General features: G+C 32.2%; 19 protein-coding genes. 7 read left to right on the plus strand and 12 right to left on the minus strand.

The genetic code is table 11. The features are described from left to right. Nucleotides 1-76 precede the first annotated feature (76 nt). From APR43_RS18880 to APR43_RS18940, 12 genes are all read right to left on the minus strand, one after another. Nucleotides 77-661 carry an NUDIX domain-containing protein gene (locus APR43_RS18880; protein ID WP_053471020.1) on the minus strand — a complete coding sequence of 195 codons (585 nt, stop codon included), beginning with the start codon at nt 659-661 and terminating at the stop codon, nt 77-79. A gap of 54 nt (nt 662-715) precedes the next feature. Further along, nucleotides 716-1,987 (minus strand): adenylosuccinate synthase, encoded by a 1,272-nt coding sequence (locus APR43_RS18885; RefSeq protein WP_053471019.1) that lies wholly within the window; start codon nt 1,985-1,987, stop codon nt 716-718. 92 nt (nt 1,988-2,079) lie between these two features. Next, on the minus strand, nt 2,080-2,544 hold the full coding sequence (locus APR43_RS18890) for a Fur family transcriptional regulator (protein ID WP_053471018.1): 465 nt from the start codon (nt 2,542-2,544) through the stop codon (nt 2,080-2,082). 184 nt (nt 2,545-2,728) lie between these two features. Next, nucleotides 2,729-3,271 carry a hypothetical protein gene (locus APR43_RS18895; RefSeq protein WP_082356387.1) on the minus strand — a complete coding sequence of 181 codons (543 nt, stop codon included), beginning with the start codon at nt 3,269-3,271 and terminating at the stop codon, nt 2,729-2,731. A 27-nt stretch (nt 3,272-3,298) separates the two neighbouring features. Further along, a complete protein-coding gene (locus APR43_RS18900; RefSeq protein ID WP_053471017.1) occupies nt 3,299-5,521 on the minus strand; it encodes a RelA/SpoT family protein in 2,223 nt (740 codons plus the stop codon). 335 nt (nt 5,522-5,856) lie between these two features. Beyond that, entirely contained in the window at nt 5,857-6,645 is a 789-nt protein-coding gene (locus APR43_RS18905) for a TrmH family RNA methyltransferase (RefSeq protein ID WP_053471016.1), read from the minus strand. A gap of 193 nt (nt 6,646-6,838) precedes the next feature. Then, the gene (locus APR43_RS18910; RefSeq protein WP_053471015.1) at nt 6,839-7,924 is read right to left on the minus strand and encodes a phosphoglyceromutase; all 1,086 of its coding nucleotides are present in this window, start codon (nt 7,922-7,924) and stop codon (nt 6,839-6,841) included. 499 nt (nt 7,925-8,423) lie between these two features. Beyond that, complete coding sequence (locus APR43_RS18920; protein ID WP_053471013.1) at nt 8,424-9,755, minus strand: DUF58 domain-containing protein; 1,332 nt, start codon at nt 9,753-9,755, stop codon at nt 8,424-8,426. 134 nt (nt 9,756-9,889) lie between these two features. Continuing rightward, nucleotides 9,890-10,903: an AAA family ATPase gene (locus APR43_RS18925; protein ID WP_053471012.1), complete on the minus strand. Its 1,014-nt coding sequence runs from the start codon at nt 10,901-10,903 to the stop codon at nt 9,890-9,892. Nucleotides 10,904-11,009: 106 nt separating this feature from the next. After that, nucleotides 11,010-12,215, minus strand: coding sequence for a DUF4350 domain-containing protein (locus tag APR43_RS18930; protein WP_053471011.1), 1,206 nt, complete (start codon nt 12,213-12,215; stop codon nt 11,010-11,012). After that, complete coding sequence (locus tag APR43_RS18935; protein ID WP_053471010.1) at nt 12,215-12,982, minus strand: DUF4129 domain-containing protein; 768 nt, start codon at nt 12,980-12,982, stop codon at nt 12,215-12,217. The genes APR43_RS18930 and APR43_RS18935 overlap by 1 nt, the downstream gene beginning before the upstream one ends. A gap of 11 nt (nt 12,983-12,993) precedes the next feature. Beyond that, nucleotides 12,994-13,974, minus strand: a complete 981-nt coding sequence (locus APR43_RS18940) for a stage II sporulation protein M (RefSeq protein ID WP_053471009.1) — start codon at nt 13,972-13,974, stop codon at nt 12,994-12,996. Between the two features lie 20 nt (nt 13,975-13,994). On the opposite strand from APR43_RS18940, the gene APR43_RS18945 reads away from it, so the two are divergent. The 7 genes from APR43_RS18945 to APR43_RS18975 all read left to right on the plus strand — a co-directional run bounded on the left by APR43_RS18945 (nt 13,995) and on the right by APR43_RS18975 (nt 20,315). Next, nucleotides 13,995-14,738, plus strand: a complete 744-nt coding sequence (locus tag APR43_RS18945; protein WP_053471008.1) for an RDD family protein — start codon at nt 13,995-13,997, stop codon at nt 14,736-14,738. Between the two features lie 110 nt (nt 14,739-14,848). Next, on the plus strand, nt 14,849-15,694 hold the full coding sequence (locus APR43_RS18950) for a hypothetical protein (RefSeq protein WP_053471007.1): 846 nt from the start codon (nt 14,849-14,851) through the stop codon (nt 15,692-15,694). 68 nt (nt 15,695-15,762) lie between these two features. Next, the gene (locus APR43_RS18955; RefSeq protein ID WP_053471006.1) at nt 15,763-16,365 is read left to right on the plus strand and encodes a trimeric intracellular cation channel family protein; all 603 of its coding nucleotides are present in this window, start codon (nt 15,763-15,765) and stop codon (nt 16,363-16,365) included. A 122-nt stretch (nt 16,366-16,487) separates the two neighbouring features. Next, entirely contained in the window at nt 16,488-17,465 is a 978-nt protein-coding gene (locus tag APR43_RS18960; protein ID WP_053471181.1) for a hypothetical protein, read from the plus strand. A gap of 12 nt (nt 17,466-17,477) precedes the next feature. Next, entirely contained in the window at nt 17,478-18,578 is a 1,101-nt protein-coding gene (locus APR43_RS18965) for a DegT/DnrJ/EryC1/StrS family aminotransferase (protein ID WP_053471005.1), read from the plus strand. A gap of 279 nt (nt 18,579-18,857) precedes the next feature. Further along, complete coding sequence (locus APR43_RS18970; RefSeq protein WP_053471004.1) at nt 18,858-19,841, plus strand: hypothetical protein; 984 nt, start codon at nt 18,858-18,860, stop codon at nt 19,839-19,841. A 24-nt stretch (nt 19,842-19,865) separates the two neighbouring features. Next, on the plus strand, nt 19,866-20,315 hold the full coding sequence (locus tag APR43_RS18975) for a T9SS type A sorting domain-containing protein (RefSeq protein ID WP_053471003.1): 450 nt from the start codon (nt 19,866-19,868) through the stop codon (nt 20,313-20,315). Nucleotides 20,316-20,317 lie beyond the last annotated feature (2 nt).

The following is a 20,317-nucleotide window of genomic DNA, read 5'->3' on the forward strand; positions in this document are numbered from 1 at the left end:
AAGGTAAAAACAGAAAAAATAATATCTTGAATTTGGACATTTGAGTATTTTTAGAATTTAAAAATACTCAAAAAATCTAAATTAAATTTTTAATCTTCGCGTGCTGCAGTAATAAAATGGTTTTAGCATCTGTAATCTCTCCAGATTCAATCATGGCGTAAGCTTCATCAAAAGTATATTCCAGAACTTCAATATTTTCCTGTTCAGCGTCAAGTCCGCCGCCAGAGCTTACTTTCATGTTTTCATCATATTCTCCCACAAATAAATATAGAATCTCTGTTACAGAACCTGGAGACATGTAGGTTTCAATAACTTTTTGAACTTTTTTTAAGCGATAACCTGTTTCTTCTTCCGTTTCTCGAATTATAGCTTGTTCGGCATTATCTTTATCTAAAAGTCCGGCGCAAACCTCGATCATCATTCCGGTTTTATTTCCGTTAAGAAAAGTTGGTAAACGAAATTGTCTGGTTAGAATAACCGTTTTTTTAGAACTATTGTATAATAATATTCCGGCACCATTTCCGCGATCATACACTTCACGAATATGCGATTCTACTTTTTCGTTTTCCTTTTTATAGTTAAAAGTAACTTTGTTTAATACATACCAATTATCAGATAATAATTTGGTTTCTGTAATTTCAATTTCTGGATTTTTTCTCATTTCGAAAATAGTTTCATAAAAAAAACGCCCTGATTATCAGAGCGTTTAAATGTATTATTTTGTTATTGTTTGCTTTCTGTCTGGCCCAACCGATACAATTTTGATCGGCACTTCGATTTCTTTCTCAATAAACTCAATATATTCTTTTAGCTCGATTGGCAATGCATCATAAGTTGTCAATCCTGTTAAATCTGCTTTCCATCCTTTAAACTCTTTGTAAACCGGAGTAACATTTTCTGGTTCAATGTTATAAGGGAAGTGAGCAATGTTTTGACCTTTATAGTTGTATTCTGTACAAACTTTTAAAGTTTCAAAACCAGAAAGAACATCACCTTTCATCATCATTAACTGCGTAACGCCATTTACCTGAACAGCATATTTTAAAGCCACAAGGTCTAACCATCCGCAGCGTCTTTGTCTTCCTGTTACAGATCCAAATTCGTTACCAACTCTTGCCATTGTCGCTCCAACTTCGTCAAAAAGTTCAGTTGGGAAAGGTCCGCTACCAACACGAGTAACGTAAGCTTTAAAAATTCCGTAAACTTCTTTGATTTTGTTAGGAGCAATTCCTAAACCAGTACAAGCTCCGGCAGCAGTAGTATTTGATGAAGTTACAAAAGGATAAGTTCCAAAATCTACATCTAATAAAGAACCTTGAGCTCCTTCGCACAGAATAGATTTACCTGCTTTTTGAGCCTGGTGAATATATTCTTCACTGTCAATAAAATCTAATTTTTTTAATTCTTCGATAGCTTCAAAAAACTCTTTTTCAAGTTCTGCTAAATTGTATTGAATAGCAACATCATAGAAAGCAATCATAGCTTCATGCTTGTCAGCCAATGCTCTGTAACGCTCGTTAAAATCTTCTAATTCGATATCACCTACACGTAAACCGTTTCTACCAGTTTTGTCCATGTAAGTTGGGCCAATTCCTTTAAGAGTAGAACCAATTTTTGCTTTTCCTTTTGAAGCTTCAGAAGCCGCGTCAAGCAAACGGTGCGTTGGTAAAATTAAATGTGCTTTTCTTGAAATGATTAATTTCTTTTTGATGTCAAGGTTGAATTTTTCTAAACCTTCAATTTCTTTTTGAAAAACTACAGGATCAATTACAACACCATTTCCGATAATATTTATTGAATCTTTATGGAAAATTCCAGAAGGAATAGTTCTAAGTACGTGCTTAATTCCATCAAATTCTAATGTATGTCCTGCATTTGGTCCTCCTTGAAAACGTGCAATAATATCATAATTTGAGGTAAGAACGTCAACAATCTTTCCTTTACCTTCATCTCCCCATTGTAATCCTAGTAATAAATCTACCGTCATTCTGTTTTTAATTTGCGTTAGGACAATTAAAAGCTGTCCTACTGATTATGTAGTTAATTTTCTTTTTTTAATTTTTTGAAAAAGTCTTTATTTTAAGACTGTGAACTCTGTTTTTTGTTTCCGTAGAAATAAAGCGAGTGATTTGTGATTTCAATATCAAATATCTCTTCGATAGTTTTTTTGATGGTTTGAATTCTTGGATCGCAAAATTCGATTACCTCACCAGAATCTGTCATAATGATATGATCATGCTGTTTATCAAAATATGATTTTTCGTAGTAAGCCTGATTTTGTCCAAATTGATGTTTTCTAACCAAAGCGCAGTCTAACAATAACTCGATCGTGTTGTAAAGCGTAGCCCTGCTCACACGGTAGTTTTTGTTTTTCATTTTGATGTATAGGTTTTCTATGTCAAAATGCTCCTCGCTATCGTAAATTTCCTGAAGTATAGCATAACGCTCAGGAGTTTTGCGATGCCCTTTTTGTTCAAGATACATTGTAAAAACATTTTTTACAATTTCTTGATTCTTAGTGTTGTCAGTTGAAATAAGTGTCATATCCTGCAAAGATAATTTTTTATTTTTAATGAATAAAAGTTTCGGGTTTAAAGTTTAACGTTTAAACTGGAATTTGATAACAGGGAATGTACCAAATTCAGGCTTTTGCGCTATTATATTTTACAAAGTTCAACAGAACTTAATTAACATAATTATTTTAATTTAGGAGAAAAATAACAGATTTTCAGCTCGTTTTTGACATATACATGTACCAGTTCCATTCCCATGTTTTTCCCTGATCATCAGACATAGCCTGACTCCACACCGGATTATTTTCGTCACGGGCATCCCATCTAAATACCTGAATTACATTTTTACCTTCATAAATATCTTTAGAGAAAAAATGTCCAATTTTATTTTCAAAAGAGCCTACAACGGGTTTATCTAATGTTCCCGAATTTGAATCGGCCCAGTAAATGCTCCACAATTTTGTCTTCGGATTAAATAATCTAACGGTCATTCCTTCAAAAGGTTCTCCGTCAAAAGTGGCAAGAAAATTATCAATATTGCCAATTCCGTTTAAAATTTTATACATTTCCTGAGTTGATGGAAATTCAATCCACTCTGTACAATTGGCAAATCTTGTTTTTAATTTTTTGTTACGAATAACCGATTTTCCCTGAAAGAAATCGAAATCATCTTTTGAGGAAGATTGAGAAGCAACAATTAAAAGTTCTCCATTTTTATCAAAAACAACTTCTGGAATTTCTAGGGTTTCATTACTCATAACTCAATTTGTAAAATATTTTAAAAGCTAGGTTCTATATTCTCTGGTAACTTTATCAACGCCGTCAATTTTCTTAATGGCATTGATCATTTTTTTCAAAATGGTATTGTTTTGAACAATTACAGCAATTTGACCGTGAAAAATTCCGGCATCCGTACTCAAAGAAATACTTTGAATATTAACACTCATATTGTTTGAAATTACTCGCGTTAATTGATTTGTAAGTCCTAAAACGTCCATTCCTGTAATATTGATAATGGCTTTAAATTCTTCTTGAGAAGAATCTATCCATTTGGCACTCATGATTCTGTAGGCATAATTAGACTGCATTCCAATGGCGTTTGGACAATCTTTTTTATGCACTTTAATTCCTTCGTTTATCGTTACAAAACCAAAAACATCGTCACCCGGAATTGGGTTACAGCACTGCGAAAGTTTATAATCCAGTTTATCATGTTCAGTTCCAAAAACCAGCATGTCGTAATTACTGCTAATGACTGGTTTGTGAATATCTTCGGCAGCGGTGTTGTCTTTATTTCTTTTAATTTTATTTTTAAAGAAATTGATAAACGTATTTCCTTTTTGTGCTGCGTAATCTTTTAACTGCTGATTTTCGATAGCGCCAATTCCAACGCGATAAAATAAATCTAAACTGGTTTTTAATTTAAAAAAGTTAACTAACTCGTTTGTAACTTGCTCGTTAAGCGTGATTTTTAAATGTTTAAGTTTTCGGGTAAGTAATTCTTTTCCTTCCTCACCAATTTTTTTCGTGTTCTCGTTAAGAACGTTTTTGATCTTGTTTTTTGCTCTTGATGTCGTTACATATTCCAACCAGTTCACCGTAGGTTTTTGGTTTGCAGATGTTATAACTTCAACCTGATCGCCGCTTTTTAATTCGTGGTTTAAAGGCACAAGACGTCCGTTTACGCGGGTTCCTCTTGTTTTAATTCCAATTTCAGAGTGAATACTAAAAGCAAAATCCAGCGAAGTTGCGCCTTTTGGCAATGATTTTATTTCTCCTTTTGGGGTAAAAATGAAAATTTCTTTTGAATATAAATTCATTTTGAAATCTTCCACGAAATCTACCGCATTTGTCTCCGGATTTTCTAAAGCTTCACGAAGTAAATTTAGCCAGACATCTAATCCGCTTTCTTCGCTTGCGCCATTTTTATATTTGTAATGTGCTGCATACCCTTTTTCGGCAATTTCATCCATACGCTCGCTTCGAACCTGAACTTCAACCCAGCGTCCTTTAGGCCCCATAACGGTAATGTGAAGTGCTTCATAACCAGTTGATTTTGGAGATGAAATCCAGTCACGCAAACGGCTTGGGCTCGGTCTGTAATGATCGGTTACGATAGAATATATTTTCCAGGCGATGAATTTTTCATCGTGCGGATCTGATTTATAAACGATTCTAAGCGCAAATTTGTCGTACACTTCGTCAAAACTTACATTTTGCGCACGCATTTTACGGCGAATAGAATAAATAGATTTCGGACGACCTTTTATGATATAATCTATATTTTCTGCATCTAAAGATTTCTTTAAAACATCAGATATATCTTTGATATAAGCATCCTGTTCTTCCTTAGTTTCTCTAATTTTGCTTACAATATCTTCGTAAACAGCAGGTTCTGTGTATTTTAATCCCAAATCTTCTAATTTGGTTTTGATATTGTAAAGTCCTAAACGATGGGCGAGAGGAGCGTAGATATAAAGCGTTTCAGACGCAATTTTTGTCTGTTTATATTCTGCCATCGAATCCATCGTCTGCATATTGTGAAGACGATCGGCTAATTTTATCAAAATTACACGCACATCATCGTTCAAAGTCAGAATCATTTTACGGAAATTCTCCGCCTGCATGGAGGCATTTAAGTCTTTTTGAACTAATGAAATCTTAGTTAAACCTTCAACAAGCTGCGCTACTTTTGGGTTAAATAAACGCTCAATATCTTCAACAGTTATGGGAGTATCTTCGACAACATCGTGTAATAAAGCCGCGGCAATAGACGTCGCTCCCAGACCAATTTCTGAGGCAACAATTTTCGCAACTGCAATAGGATGAAAGATATACGCTTCACCAGATTTACGTCTTTGTTCTTTATGAGCATCAACAGCAACATCAAAAGCTTTCCGAATTAATTTTTTGTCGGCAGGTGTTAAAGTCTGGTAACTAATTCGTAGTAATTCCTTGTATTCGTGCGTAATTGCTTTGTTTTCTTTTTCAATATCTATTTCTATCATAACGGCATAGTTCAAGTACTAAAAATAAGAATAACTTAGAACATACGCAAGGGAATGGATTGTTGATTTTAGAGTTAAGATTTTAGATTTTTTGAATAAAAAAAGGGCTTCGACTTCGCTCAGCCTGACAGAAAATAAATTCCAATTTTTTAAATTGCTTCGCCTGTTCGCTATTGCTCGAGTCCAAATTCCAATAAAAAAGAGCAAAGCGATTTTTTATAAATCTAAAATCTAAAATCTAAAATCTAAAATCTAAAATCTAAAATCTAAAATCTAAAATCTAAAATCTAAAATCTAAAATCTAAAATCTAAAATCTAAAATCTAAAATCTAAAATTAGAACCCTCTTTGTCTTTTTGCTTCAAAAATTAAAATAGCGGCAGCGACAGAAACATTCATGCTGTCGATTTCGCCCTGCATTGGGATAATAATGTTTTGTGTTGCTTCGTCACGCCATTTTTGCGTTAAGCCTGTCGCTTCTGTACCCACAACCAAAGCGGTTGGAGTGGTGAAGTTTTGGGTATGATAGGAAGTTGAATTTTGTAAAGTTGCCGAGTAAAAACTGATCTTTTTTTCTTTCAAAAAAGCAATAATTTCTTCGGTTGTTCCGGTTGCGATTTGGTTGGTAAATAAACAGCCAACGCTGGAGCGGACAATATTCGGATTGTATAAATCGCTTTTTGGGTCTGCAATTAAAACGGCATCAAGATTTGCGGCATCTGCAGTACGTAAAACAGCACCCACATTTCCGGGTTTTTCCAGAGATTCGGCCACTAAAATTAATGGATTATCAGATAATTTTAAATCAGATAATTTTAAGGATTTGGTTTTGGCTACAGCCAAAATACCTTCGGTTGTATCGCGATAAGCTAGTTTTTGGTAAACTTCTTTGTTGATTTCAATTAACTGAACCGATGAGGAAACTAATTTATTAATCTGGTTTTCGGTAACTAAATCGGGTAAAAATAAAACGGTTTCAATTTCGTAACCGCCTTTTATGGCTAATGAAATTTCGCGTTGTCCTTCAATTAAAAATGTTCCGGTTTGTTTTCTGGCTTTTGCTTTTTCCTGTAATAAAGCAAGCGATTTTATAAACGGATTTTGAACTGAAGTTATTTGTTTCATTTTTTTGAGCGACTAAGATTCTAAGGCGCTAAGGTACTGAGATTTTTTCTTCCTGCAAGGTTTTTAAAACCTTGCAGGTTTTGAGTTGTTATGGTTTTTGCCACGAATTACACGAATTTTCACTAATTTCTTTTGATTATGTTCAATTATAATTCGTGAAAATTCGTGAAATTTGTGGCGAAAAAACTAGAATTTATTTTTCAAAGATTTCTTTAACTTCAGTTTCTACAGGATGATCTGTGGTGAAATTGTATCCCATGATTTTGGCAAAAGTCTGGGCGAATTGTTTTTGGTAGAATTGAGAATCTGTTTTGATTTCGCCTTTTGGGGCAATTTCAGGTCCCATTGCGGCGAACCAAATTTGCGATGCACCTTCAACATCAGCTCCGTGGTCTGTCCATTGTGATTTTACTTTGTCGCCGCGGCCGTGATCTACGGTGATAAATATAGTTGTTTTGTTTTTGTATTGCGGATCATTTTGTACAAAATCCCAAATTTCTTTAATCCATTTATCAACCTGATTAACTGCGTCAAGATACGATCTGTAATGACCATGATGCGCCCATTCGTCGGTTTCACCGTAAGAGATATACAGCACTTTTGGTTTCTTGGTTTTAAGTTCGTCCATTGCCTCATAATGCGTAAAAACATCAAGGCATTCATCTTCATGAAAAGGTTTGAACGAATTATTTCGCATTTCGTTTAGTAGTTTTTGAGACGCTGTAGGTTTATTTCCGCCTACATTATCAAAAGCAGAAATTACAGGAAAACCACTTCTTTCCTCATTTAAAATTCGGTCAAAAGCGTCCCACGCACCAAAAGCAGCAACTTTTCCTTTTAGTTTAGATTGTTTATTTAGAAATTCCAGAACATTTACGTTTGGATTAGGTTTGTAACCGTTAGAATTTATCTGAACGTCAACATTTCCGGTCATGATTTCGCTATAGCCAGGATAACTAAACCAATACGGATTTGAAACATCTACTTTACTTCCAAGATCGCGATTTCCATAAATTTGCCCTTTCGAAGCAATTTCTGTCCAGAAAAAAGGCATGATTTTTTGACGTGATCCTGAAAAATCTGAAGCAGAATATTTTTTATAAATATAAGTACTGTCTCCCTGATTAAATTTTTTATCATTGGCAATCGCCGGATCTAATCCTTTAAAAACTTCCTGCCATCTAAAACCGTCAGTAGTTATGATAATAATGTTTTCTGTTTTTTGTGCAGAACAAAATAGGCTGGTTAAAATGAATACAATTAGAATTGCTTTTTTCATTTTTTAATGATTTAGAAGTTATTTGATATCCAAAACTAATCAATAATTCAAATGAACTTAATTCATAATTTTAAATATAACCATTAATTAACAGAGAATAAAATGGTAGTATTTCTAAAGTTTAGGTTTTAATAATGCTTTTTAAGTATTAGAAGTCTTTACAATATTTATAAAAAAAGAGCCTGATTTAGATCTAAATTGCAGAAACCAAACGTTGTTTAATCTGCTAAGTTTAGTTGGAAAATCCATTTGATTAAGTATTTGAAATTCTAAATTTTCAAGCGTTTTATTACCTAAATATTGTATTTCGTTTTTTTCTTCTTTTATTTTTTCAAGCCATTTGAAAACTGAATTTTCTATGTTTTCAGATATAACTTGAGTGCAATATGTTCCTCCGCGAAATTGAACAATGTACGTGAAAATGTGAGATTCGAGCTCATTCATAAATCAATGTTTTTCTGTAATCATCTTACTTTTTACAAACTACATTTCACAATTTCTACAAAATCCCTCGCGCCTTAATCTCCAAATACTTATTAATAGCATCCAAAGTCAAATTCTCAGGCTGTGTTAAAACAGAATGTATTCCGTATTTCTTCAGCTCATTTGCAATAAGACGTTTTTCAAACATGAATTTTTCGGCAATTACTTTATCGTAAACTTCCTGAATAGTATCTGTTTTTTTATTGATGATAGCGTTTAGTTCCGTATTCTGAAAAAAGACAACAACTAGTAAATGGCTTTTTGCAATTCCTTTTAAATAGGGAAGTTGGCGATGTAAACCATCCATTGTTTCAAAATTCGTGTAAAGAATAATTAAACTTCTTTGGTTGATGTTTTTCTTGATGTCAACATACAATCGACTGTAATCGCTTTCAAAAAAGTCAGTTTTGATGTTGTATAAAGTTTCAAGGATTTTTTGCATCTGCGAACCTCTTCTTTCTGCAAAAACTCTGTTTTCTACTTTTTTAGAAAAGGCAAAAATTCCGGCTTTATCTTGTTTTTTCAGAATTACATTTGACAAAACTAACGTCGAATTTATTGCATAATCCAGTAAACTTAATCCATCAAAAGGCATTTGCATAACGCGTCCTTTATCAATTGCCAAATAAACAGACTGTGATTTTTCGTCCTGAAACTGATTCACCATCAGTGCATTTTTCTTGGCTGTGGCTTTCCAGTTTAAAGTTCGAAGATCATCGCCCTGAACATATTCTTTAATTTGTTCGAATTCCATGGTATGACCAATTCGGCGGATTTTCTTGATTCCGTATTGATACAAATTATTCGAAAATGCTATTAAATCGTATTTTCTTAATTGAATATAAGACGGATAAGTTGGCACCATTTGATCTTTGGCAAAAGAAAATCTTCTTGAAATTAATCGTAATGGCGAAGAAACGTAAATGTTTAAATAACCAAAATGATATTCGCCGCGTTCGGTTGGACGAAGATCATATCCGATTTCTTTTTCTTCAGACGCTTTTACTCTTTTTGCAATTTTAAAATTACGAACCTGAAATTGAAACGGAATTTCATCAATTATCCTGACTAAAATTGGAAACGTATAATGATTTCTGATTTTGATGTTTATCGGATTTAAATCTCCATTTGAAAGCTTTTCGGGTGTAATTCTCTCGGCTTCAATTCCTGTTTTGGCCAGATATAATATTAAAATATCCAAACCTAAAAAAGTGATCAAAACCAAAACAATAAACCAAACTGCGTTGTACAAATTCGGAAAAATAAAAGCGCAGACAAATAATGCTATAATGCCCAAAAGCACATAGAAGAAGAAATTATTGAGATATAGACTTTTTATAAACTTCACTGTTTTTTATAGTTTCAGGTTTTAAGTTTCAAGTTCTCCTGCAAGGTTTTTAAAACCTTGTAGGTGTTTTTGACTTAGAATAAATAATATAATTAATACCTACGAGGTTTTGAAAACCTCGCAGGAACAGAGAACTATCTAGGAATCTCTACAGTTTCGATAATTTGTTTGATAATTTCAGAACTTGTAATTCCTTCCATTTCACGTTCCGGCGCAACGATAACACGGTGCTGTAAAACTGGAATTGCAGCTTCTTTAATATCTTCCGGAGTAACAAAATCACGTCCGCGAATGGCAGCGAAACCTTTTGAAGCATTCAAAATTGCTATTGAAGCACGAGGCGAAGCTCCTAAATATAAAAAGGCATTTTCGCGTGTATTTACTACGATTCTTGCGATATATTCTAATAGATTTTGCTCTACTCTAATTTGTTTAACTAAAGCCTGATATTGATTTATTTCTGCAGAAGAAAGAAGCGTTTGAATGGCTTCTAATTTTCCATGATCCTGCAATAAATGCTCTCTCTGAATAATCAGGATTTCTTCGTTTAATTTAGGATAATCGATTGTGATTTTGAACAAGAAACGGTCTAATTGTGCTTCCGGTAAACGGTAAGTTCCTTCCTGCTCAATTGGGTTTTGTGTTGCAATTACCAAAAACGGAGTTTCTAATTTATATCCAGAACCATCAATTGTAATCTGGCGTTCTTCCATAACTTCAAAAAGAGCGGCCTGAGTTTTTGCAGGCGCACGGTTGATCTCGTCAATTAAAATTAAATTAGAGAAAATTGGCCCTTTTTTGAATTCAAATTCTGAACTTTTTAAATTGAAAATAGAAGTTCCTAAAATATCAGATGGCATTAAATCCGGCGTAAACTGGATTCGGCTAAAATCAATGTTTAATGTTTTTGCTAATAACTTTGCTGTAATTGTTTTGGCAACTCCAGGAACACCTTCCAGTAAAACGTGACCGTTTGATAAAATAGCAACCAAAAGCTGGTCAACCATTTTATGCTGTCCCACAATTACGGTTTCAATTTCTTTTTTAATAGCATTTACGTGCTCTAAAAGCGGTGCTAAATTTATTCTGGTTTCAAAATTCACATTTTCATTTGTGATTTCTGTTTCTGGTGTATTAATATCGTCCATGTTTGGTGTGTTTTTTAGTTCGTTTATTTTATTGTTTTTGCCACAGATTATAAGGATTAAAAAAGATTTTTTTTAACTCTTTAATTTTAAATCTTCACAAATATTTTTAATGTATGATTTTTTCGATTGCATTATTAATTCGGATTAAATCCTGTTCAATACTATCATGGTAACTATTTCGGTGTTCGTTAATTAAAAATACCAGTTCCTGAATATCTTTTTCATCTTTACCTGTTTTATGATGCAGTTTTTTAACAAATTCATCATCCAGTTTTGTGGTGTCGATTAAATATTCAGTTCTGATTCTTTCTAAGAAATAAATGATTTTTTTATCAATTATATTCTTGTGATCGCCTTCCTGATAGTACAAATTACCAATTGTTTTGGTAAAATCAATTGTCAAATTAGACAACGGCTGCAAAATAGGAACAATTCGCTGTTTTCTTTTGGCATTAAATATCATAAAAATCAACATTCCAATCAGGAATAAATAGAAAGCCCATGCTAAGGCCGGCTGACTATATATATATCGAAGCGGCGACCCGGAAATATTTTCATCTGTCTGCAATTTTGTGTACCAAAAAACATCTCCTTTTGGAATATAAGAAAGCACATTTTCAGCATATTGATAACGATCCTTTTTGAGCAGATTATAATTTGTAAAAGCAACGGGATGTATGTGCAGAAAGAAATTTCCGTTTTTATAAGGAACTTTTATAAAATTGATGTTTTTCTTCTTTTTTGGATTTCCCTGATACCCTAAAACAATGGTGTTTAAAGTGTCAATCTTAGAAAAATAATCGGCAATATCACCTGTTGATTTGTATGCTTTTCGACTCAGTTTTTTATTTGCCATCCAGACTAATGAACTATCTGTTGGACGGAAATTTGAAGTATATTCAAACTTCAAACTATCCAATAAAGGTTTTGGGAAATTTGCCATACTTAAAAAAGCATTATTTCCGTGTGAAACGAAATACATAATCTCTTTCATCGACTGATCGTCAATATTATTCTGTACAGAAATATTAACAAAAGTTCCTTTTACAGAATAAGTTTCGACTAATGAATCTTCATCGTATTTTGAATCTAAAAATTCATAAGGCGTTACAGTTGAAATTCTTTGGATTTTTTGCTTTTTTAAAATACCGCCAATTTCTTTATCAAAAACATATAGCCCAAAAGGAATTTTGTCATTGACAGAATAAGTTGGACGCCAGTCGATAGGTTTTGGTTTGTCATAATCTGAAACCAGAATTAAGATAAAAATAAAAACCAGAACAGAAATGTATATTTTTATATTCTTATTCATTAACTAAAGGTTTTTATTGCTTTCTTAAATCTACTCTGTGCCTTGTTGAAAGTGGTTTCATCAATTTCAAATTCACCATACCAAATGTAATTGTAGAGATATGACAAATATGTAAATTCTTCTCTATGAGCAGGTCTTTGAAGCTCATATAAATAATCGGAATTTGTTTTTTCGATATCCCATTCGATATAATTATTCTGGGCCATTATTTTTAAAAGCCAAAGATAATAGTATCGAATTGCCGCACGTTTTTCGCCAGACTCGAGACTTTCTTTGATTAGTTTTTCGAAATCTAAAAGATGAATATTTTTCTCGATATCAGAATAATAAACGGTTCTTTTGTTAGAATTTTTGCCAAAAATCCATTGTCCTTCTTTATTGATAATTGCTTTAACGATTAAATAAATCATCAAAATAACTCCTAACGTCAAAATAACCCTGATCAATATACCTACAAAGTTTAAAGAAGCTTCGGTTGTACTAAACGAAAACAGACTTCTAAAAATACTGGCAAGCCAGTCTTTAAAACGATCCCAAAGACCTTTTTCCGGAGCTTTATGTTCGTAAACAAAATCCGGATCGGTATATTTTTTCTGGTAATTTTTTGAAAAAGTCCTGCTTTCAATTGAGTCTGAATCAATTTGAATATCTTTTTCAGTGTATTTTATCGAAGCAATTTTTGGAGGATCTTCCGTCACCAAAGAATCCTGCGCATTCGAAATACTGCAGAAAAGGAAAAAAGATAAAATAAATAAAATTTTATTCATTACTGGTTTAATTAATTCGTTTTGGCTGATAATTTATGCACTTTTTTGTAAACAATAGTAGGGTAAACCAAGTAATAAAATGAAATTATTCCTAAAGTAAATAATATTATAAAACTGCTTAACCAGTTAGGCATATCGATAGAATATCTCGTAATAAATCCTTCAAGAAAACCTGCGCCAATGGTAAAAGGGAAAGTGCTTAAAAATATTTTAAAACTGTTTTTAAAACCAATTTTAAAAGAATTAATTCTTGAATATGTTTTAGGGAACAGGATAGAAGCACCTAAAACAAACCCAGCAGCAGTTTCAATTACGATACCAAAAATTTCCATTGCGCCATGAATCCAAATACCGCGTACACTTTTCCAGAAAACATTTTGCTCGTAAAAGAAATATTGAAAGGAGCCAAGCATAATACCATTGTTCATTGCTACAAAAAAGGTTCCAATTCCTGCAAAAATTCCATACATATAACATCTTGCGCCAACATAAAGATTATTCATTGTAATACCTACAAAGCTTCCCCAGTTAGATCCAGAGCCGTAAACCGCCATTGGGTTTCCTTTCTTGATATTTTCTAAAGTCATATTGACATAATCGTCGCCTAATATCAATCGAACAAAATTTGGATCGTAGCGTGCAGAAACGACACCCATTGCAACGGTGGCAAAAAAGAGTACAAAAGCGTATAAAAGATATCTTTTGTATTCAAAAAGCAAAAGGGGAACTTCTATTTTAAAAAATTCTACAATTCTGTTTTTTTCCGTTCGCTTCGTTTTATAAATCTTTTGATAAATCTGTGAAGCTAAATGATTTAAATAGATAACTGTCTTACTTTTAGGGTAATAAGTTTGCGCATAGGAAAGATCATTCATTAATTGAATGTACAAATTAGCTAATTCGTCAGGATTTTTCTTAGCTTTACCGAAAATAGCTAGCTCAAATTCCAGCCATTTTTCTTTATTTTGTTTTATAAAGGCAACTTCTCTCATTGAGGGCTAAAATATAAAATATGTCAGAATTATCTATTAACACAACACAAAATGTCAAAATAAATTTTGTCGCTGCCTCTGTAGGCGAGCGATTAGGTGCTTATTTCATTGACGCAGGCATTAAAATTTCGTATATATTCTTCATTATTTGGGTGTTTTTTTACTGGATGGACATCGATAAGCTCATGACAAATTTAGATTCCTGGTCCAGAGGAGCTATATTTCTTGTTTTGTTTTTTCCACTGATTATTTACTCGATAACTTTAGAAAGTATTTTTGAAGGACAATCCTTTGGGAAAAAACTAGTAAAAATTAAAGTCGTAAAAATAGATGGATATCAGGCAAGTTTTGGCGATTACCTTATTCGCTGGTTTTTTAGAATTATTGATTTTAGTTTATTCAACGGAATCATTGGTTTAATTGCTGTGGCTTCAAGTAAAAAATCACAGCGATTAGGAGATATGGCAGCCGGAACAGCTGTAATTACTTTAAAGAATAAAATTAATATCAGCCATACAATTCTGGAAGATATTGGCGAGGCTTATGTGCCAACTTATCCTTTGGTAATTAAATTATCTGATAATGATATGCGAATCATTAAGGAAACATATCAAAGTGCGCTGGCTAAAAATGATCACGAAATTATCTATAAACTGGTTGCAAAAATCGAAGGCGTAACCGGAATCAAAAATCAATCAGGAAATAATAACGATTTTATCAGGGTAATTTTAAAAGATTACAATTTCTATACGCAGCATATGTAATGAATTGACAAAGAGTTAATTCGTTGTGTTTCTTCGTGTTAATTATCCGTTTAAATTTTATAAATTTATCAGACGTGGAAAATCTGATTATAAATTAAATTCTAAATGATATGATGATTAAAAAATTAACTGCCGTATTACTGCTGTTTTTTGTATCTGTTTTTAGTTTTGCTCAAGGCGGAAAAAAATTAGATAAAATTATTAAAAGAGATTATCAGATTATTGAAGGTACAATCAGCAAAATATCTGATAAAACAGTTGAATATTCTTTACCCGGAGAAACGCTGATAATATCTCTTGATGTTTCGCAAATAGCCAGAATCGATTTTGCTAGCGGACGCTCACAGACTTTTGATGTAAGTCAGGGAAATAATGCATCTTCAAATTCATGGGTTATTGCTGCTGCAGAAACAAAGCCTAATACTATTGCCGTACTTCCGGTTCCGTATTTAAATTCAGATACACAGGAAAGCTCAGAAGACATGGCAAAATTTGCCCAGAATGATCTTTATAATAAACTGATTGATAAATCGTCAAATATTTTTCCGCTGACGGTTCAGGATTTAAGAACGACAAATAGTTTACTGCACAAAGCGGGAATTGATCACAACAATATTGATGAAACGCCAATTGAGGATCTGGAAAAAATTCTTGGAGTCGATAATATTGTAGCCGCAAAAGTTTCTTACACTATGAATTCTGGAACAACTGCTACAACTTACAGCAGCGGAGACGCAAAAGTAAGCGACAATAATAAGAAGGTAAAAACCAGCGATGTTTCGACAACAACGGCAAGCACACAGGTTTATTACTATTACACGGTTTATTTTGACATGTATAAAAATGCTTCAAAAATATATTCGCAGACTCGTAAACCGTTTTTGGCTATAAAAGACAGCTGGATGGATTCGATTACCTATTTGTTAAAAAGAAGCCCTATTTACACAAAAAAATAACAAATTGAGGAGCTGCAATTAATTTAATCTTTGTAACTCTGCACCTTTAAATTTTTGCACCTTAAAAAATGTTTCACTTATTAGATATTATTGGTACTATGGCATTTGCAATGTCAGGAGCATTAACAGCAATGCATAAAAGACTCGATCCGTTTGGGGTTTTTATCATTGCATTTGTTACTGCTGTTGGCGGCGGAACGCTTCGTGATGTTTTAATTGGAAGAACTCCAGTGGGCTGGATGATGAATCTTCAATATGTTTATGTTATTATTTTAGGATTTTTTCTGGCTATTATCTTCAGAAAAAAGTTTGATAAACTAAGAACTTCGCTGTTTCTTTTTGATACCATTGGTTTAGGAGTTTTTACTTTAATTGGTCTTGAAAGAGGAATTTTAACGGGGCTTCATCCTGTAATTTGCGTGGCTTTAGGAACCATGACAGCTTGTTTTGGCGGTGTAATTCGGGATATTTTATGTACCGAAATTCCAACGATTTTTAGAAGAGAAATCTACGCAACAATCTGTATTTTTGGCGGTATCGTATTCTTTGGACTTAAGAAATTAAATTTAGAAGATGATGTTTTGTACCTTGTGACTTCTGTTGTAATAATTTCAGTTCGTTTATTAGCGGTAAAATACAAATGGTATCTGCCGGCTTTTGAACATAAATAAAGATTTTTTTGTTTGCCACGAATTACACTAATTTTCACTAATTTCTTTTGTATTAAATTTCATTAAGTGGCTTTTATTCGTGAAAATTCGTGAAATTCGTGGCAAAAGAACAAACACCAAAAATGAATAAATACACCGTAAAAAAATACGATCAAAACGATTACAAATTATGGAATGACTTTATTGTTCAGGCCAAAAATGCAACGTTTTTATTTCATCGTGATTTTATGGAATATCATCAGGATCGGTTTGAAGATTTTTCCCTTTTAATTTTTGAAGAAGAAAAGCTAAAAGCCATTCTGCCAGCCAATAAAAAAGAAAACTCCATTTATTCGCATCAGGGACTTACTTATGGAGGATTGGTTTATAAAGAAGAAACTAAACAAACTTCTATAATTGAAATTTTTCAGGAACTTTTGTCTTTTTTGAATAAAAATAGTTTTGAGAAAATCTATCTTAAAACGATTCCATCTATTTATCATCTTAAACCTGCTGAGGAAATTTTATATGCTTTATTTTTAGCTGAGGCAAAACTGATTCGAAGAGATTCACTTTCGGTTATTGATTTATTACAGGAAAAATCAATTTCTACGATTAGGAAAAGAGGTGTGAAAAAGGCGCTTTTGAATAAAATTATTATTAAAGAAGAAACCAATTTTGAATTGTTTTGGAATGAAATTCTAGTTCCAAATTTAGAAAAGAGACACAACGCAAAACCCGTTCATTCTATAGAAGAAATGAATTATTTGAAATCTCTTTTTCCTCAAAATATTCGTCAGTTTAATGTTTATTTTGAAGATGAAATTATTGCTGGAACAACTATTTTTGAAACAGAATCGGTTGTGCATTGTCAGTATATTTCAAAAAATCCAAATAAAGAAACTTTAGGAGGTCTAGATTTTTTATTTCATTTTCTAATTCACGAAAGATATACTGATAAAAGTTATTTTGATTTTGGAATTTCAAATGAAAACAAAGGAAAAAATCTGAATAAGGGTTTAACTTATTGGAAAGAAAGCTTTGGAGCAAGTACTATAATTCATGATTTTTATGAAATAGAAACTTCAAATTATACCAAGTTAAATGGTATTTTTGTTTAAAAAATAAAATAAATGATTTCATTTCTTGACTTAAAAAAAATAAATCAACCGTATGAAACTGCTTTTCAGGAAAAATTGAAAGAGGTTTTAGGCAATGGCTGGTATATTTTAGGAAAAGAATTAGAAACATTTGAAAAGGCTTTTGCCGAATATTGTCAGACAAAATACTGTATAGGAGTTGGGAATGGTTTTGATGCTTTAGTTTTAATTTTTAAAGGTTATATTGAACTGGGTAAACTCAAAAAAGGCGATGAAGTTATAGTTCCTGCTAATACTTATATTGCGAGTATTTTAGCCATTTTGCAGGCCGATTTAGTTCCTGTTTTGGTTGAACCAAAATTAGAGACTTACAACATAAATCCCGATTTAATTCCCGAAAAAATCACATCAAAAACAAAAGCTATTCTGGCAGTTCATCTTTACGGGCAATTGGCTGAAATGGACAAAATCATCAAAATTGCAAATCAAAATAATCTTTTGATAATTGAAGATGCAGCGCAATGTCATGGAGCAATTAATAATCAACAATTAATAATTAATAAATCCAACTCGGCATCCGCGTATAGTTTTTATCCTGGAAAAAATTTAGGATGTCTGGGTGACGGCGGAGTTATTACTACAAACAACGATGAACTGGCAAAAGTGCTTTTTTCTCTTCGTAATTATGGTTCTGAGCAAAAATATCATAATGAATATATTGGTGTTAATTCACGATTAGATGAATTGCAAGCTTCATTTTTAAGTTTAAAATTACCAAATTTAGATGCCGATAATGAAAAACGAAGAGTGGTTGCAAAACGTTATTTGGCTGAAATTAAAAATGATAAAATTGAATTGCCATTTTGGGATTTTTCAAATAATCATGTTTTTCATTTGTTTGTTATTCGAGCAAAAAATAGAGATGAATTACAGCAATACTTAAACCAAAATAATATTCAAACCATTATTCATTATCCTATTGCACCGCACAAGCAAAAAGCATTTCCTGAATGGAATAATTTATCATTTCCTATTACCGAAAAAATTCACAATGAAGTTTTGAGCTTGCCGATAAGTCCGGTTTTGGAGGATTTTGAAGTTGACTTTATTGTTGAGGTTTTAAACAGCTATTAATTTTGATTTTATTGTTTGATTGTCGCTTAACAAAAGATTTTGTAAATGCACAATTAGTTTTCTCAGTTTTTATTTTAAGTCTTATTTCCTTTTATTTTTTGATGGAAAGATGATTATTCATTTGATGATTTTCTTTACTCTTTTAACAAATTATTCAAAAACGTCATTTTTTTAAAAGTATCAATTTTATTGTTAATAAAATCTTAATAAGTATGTTTCTAATATTTAGTAAGAAAAAGTCTTTTTGTTAGGTTTGTGAGGAAAACAATAATAAATACCATGATAAAACTTACCAGTAAAATTTGTTCTTTCTGTTTTTTATTAAGTACAATAATTTTAAACGCTCAGATTAGTACAAGTACAGGTGGAGCAGCAAATGTTTTGGCTAATTCACCAACTTCTAATACCAATGTCGGTATAGGTACAAATAATCCAACGGCTAAATTAGATGTGAATGGAGATGCCAAAGCATCATCTTTAACCTTATTAGGTGGTTTACCAAATGGACAAACTTTTTCTTCAAGTACAGACAGAAGTTTAAAATCTTTAATTTTTAATGCTGGAACTGTTATTAGTGGAAGTTACAGAATGTTTAAGTATTTTGATTTTCCACAATCAAATTTCGATGCAAAACCTGTATTTTGGTTTGGCTTGGAAGATAGAAGTGATTATAATCGCTTTCAGGTTGCAGCAGCAACAGGTGGTTATACACAATTAATTCTTTCAAATAAATTACAAGAAGAGTTTGTTAAAATTTATGAAGATAATAATGTTGCATATATGCAATTAGGGATGAGTAATTCCAGAGTTGTTATTGGAGGATTTTCTGATAGTGCAAATAGCTTGGCTCATAAATTATTTGTGCAAGGCGGTAGCGCAAAAATTGAAGGAAATATTTTAACTGATGCTAACATAGGTATCGGAACTTCAAACTTTGTTGATGGCAGCAATACTTACAGACTTTCTGTAAAAGGCAAGATTAGGGCAGAAGAGGTAAAAGTATATAATACTTGGGCTGATTATGTATTTAATCCAGCTTATAAATTACCTACTTTAAAAGAAGTTGAAAGTTATATCAATAAAAATGGTCATTTGCAAAATGTTCCATCTGCAAAAGAAATTAGTGAAAATGGTTTAGAACTTGGGGAAATGACAAAAATTCAACAAGAAAAAATCGAAGAACTTACACTTTATTTAATACAGCAAAATAAAGAGATTGAAGAGTTAAAAACTCAAGTAAGATTGTTATTAGAAAAACGATAACATAATTTAAAGATCATCTAAATCATGAAAAAAATAATAACACTTTTATTGTTTGGTATTTGTTTTTTATCCAATGCGCAGCAAAAAATTACTTTCACATATGATACGGCCGGAAATCAACTCAGCCGAGTTTTGTGCCTTAGCGGGTGTACTTCAAAACCAGCCAGAGATATTAAAGAAATTGAAGCAGTTGTGGAGGAGGACCTTGAAAAGTTTTTTCCTGAGGATGTTATTTCTTATTATCCAAACCCTGTTAAAGAAGAACTTTATCTTCAATGGGAACTGGTGGAGGATAATAAAGTTTCCTCAGTAATGGTTTACGGATTAAATGGCCAGGTATTAAAAGCATTTCCTAAAACAGAAAGTATAAATGCTTTAAATATTTCCTTTCAGGAATATTCAACAGGAATTTATCTGGTTGTTTTAAAATATAAAAACGGAGACGAAAAAACAATTAAAATTATTAAGCAGTAAGC

The organism is Flavobacterium sp. NLM, from assembly GCF_002210235.1.
Lineage (GTDB): Bacteria > Bacteroidota > Bacteroidia > Flavobacteriales > Flavobacteriaceae > Flavobacterium > Flavobacterium panici.

Bases quoted from the DNA above. Each gene is read 5' to 3' on its own strand.
- APR43_RS18935 (WP_053471010.1), bottom strand. From the start codon at position 12,982: ATGAATAAAATTTTATTTATTTTATCTTTTTTCCTTTTCTGCAGTATT.
- APR43_RS18975 (WP_053471003.1), top strand. From the start codon at position 19,866: ATGAAAAAAATAATAACACTTTTATTGTTTGGTATTTGTTTTTTATCC.
- APR43_RS18880 (WP_053471020.1), bottom strand. From the start codon at position 661: ATGAGAAAAAATCCAGAAATTGAAATTACAGAAACCAAATTATTATCT.
- APR43_RS18940 (WP_053471009.1), bottom strand. From the start codon at position 13,974: ATGAGAGAAGTTGCCTTTATAAAACAAAATAAAGAAAAATGGCTGGAA.
- APR43_RS18950 (WP_053471007.1), top strand. From the start codon at position 14,849: ATGATGATTAAAAAATTAACTGCCGTATTACTGCTGTTTTTTGTATCT.
- APR43_RS18890 (WP_053471018.1), bottom strand. From the start codon at position 2,544: ATGACACTTATTTCAACTGACAACACTAAGAATCAAGAAATTGTAAAA.
- APR43_RS18885 (WP_053471019.1), bottom strand. From the start codon at position 1,987: ATGACGGTAGATTTATTACTAGGATTACAATGGGGAGATGAAGGTAAA.
- APR43_RS18895 (WP_082356387.1), bottom strand. From the start codon at position 3,271: ATGAGTAATGAAACCCTAGAAATTCCAGAAGTTGTTTTTGATAAAAAT.
- APR43_RS18955 (WP_053471006.1), top strand. From the start codon at position 15,763: ATGTTTCACTTATTAGATATTATTGGTACTATGGCATTTGCAATGTCA.
- APR43_RS18910 (WP_053471015.1), bottom strand. From the start codon at position 7,924: ATGAAAAAAGCAATTCTAATTGTATTCATTTTAACCAGCCTATTTTGT.
- APR43_RS18970 (WP_053471004.1), top strand. From the start codon at position 18,858: ATGATAAAACTTACCAGTAAAATTTGTTCTTTCTGTTTTTTATTAAGT.
- APR43_RS18905 (WP_053471016.1), bottom strand. From the start codon at position 6,645: ATGAAACAAATAACTTCAGTTCAAAATCCGTTTATAAAATCGCTTGCT.
- APR43_RS18965 (WP_053471005.1), top strand. From the start codon at position 17,478: ATGATTTCATTTCTTGACTTAAAAAAAATAAATCAACCGTATGAAACT.
- APR43_RS18930 (WP_053471011.1), bottom strand. From the start codon at position 12,215: ATGAATAAGAATATAAAAATATACATTTCTGTTCTGGTTTTTATTTTT.
- APR43_RS18945 (WP_053471008.1), top strand. From the start codon at position 13,995: ATGTCAGAATTATCTATTAACACAACACAAAATGTCAAAATAAATTTT.
- APR43_RS18925 (WP_053471012.1), bottom strand. From the start codon at position 10,903: ATGGACGATATTAATACACCAGAAACAGAAATCACAAATGAAAATGTG.
- APR43_RS18900 (WP_053471017.1), bottom strand. From the start codon at position 5,521: ATGATAGAAATAGATATTGAAAAAGAAAACAAAGCAATTACGCACGAA.
- APR43_RS18960 (WP_053471181.1), top strand. From the start codon at position 16,488: ATGAATAAATACACCGTAAAAAAATACGATCAAAACGATTACAAATTA.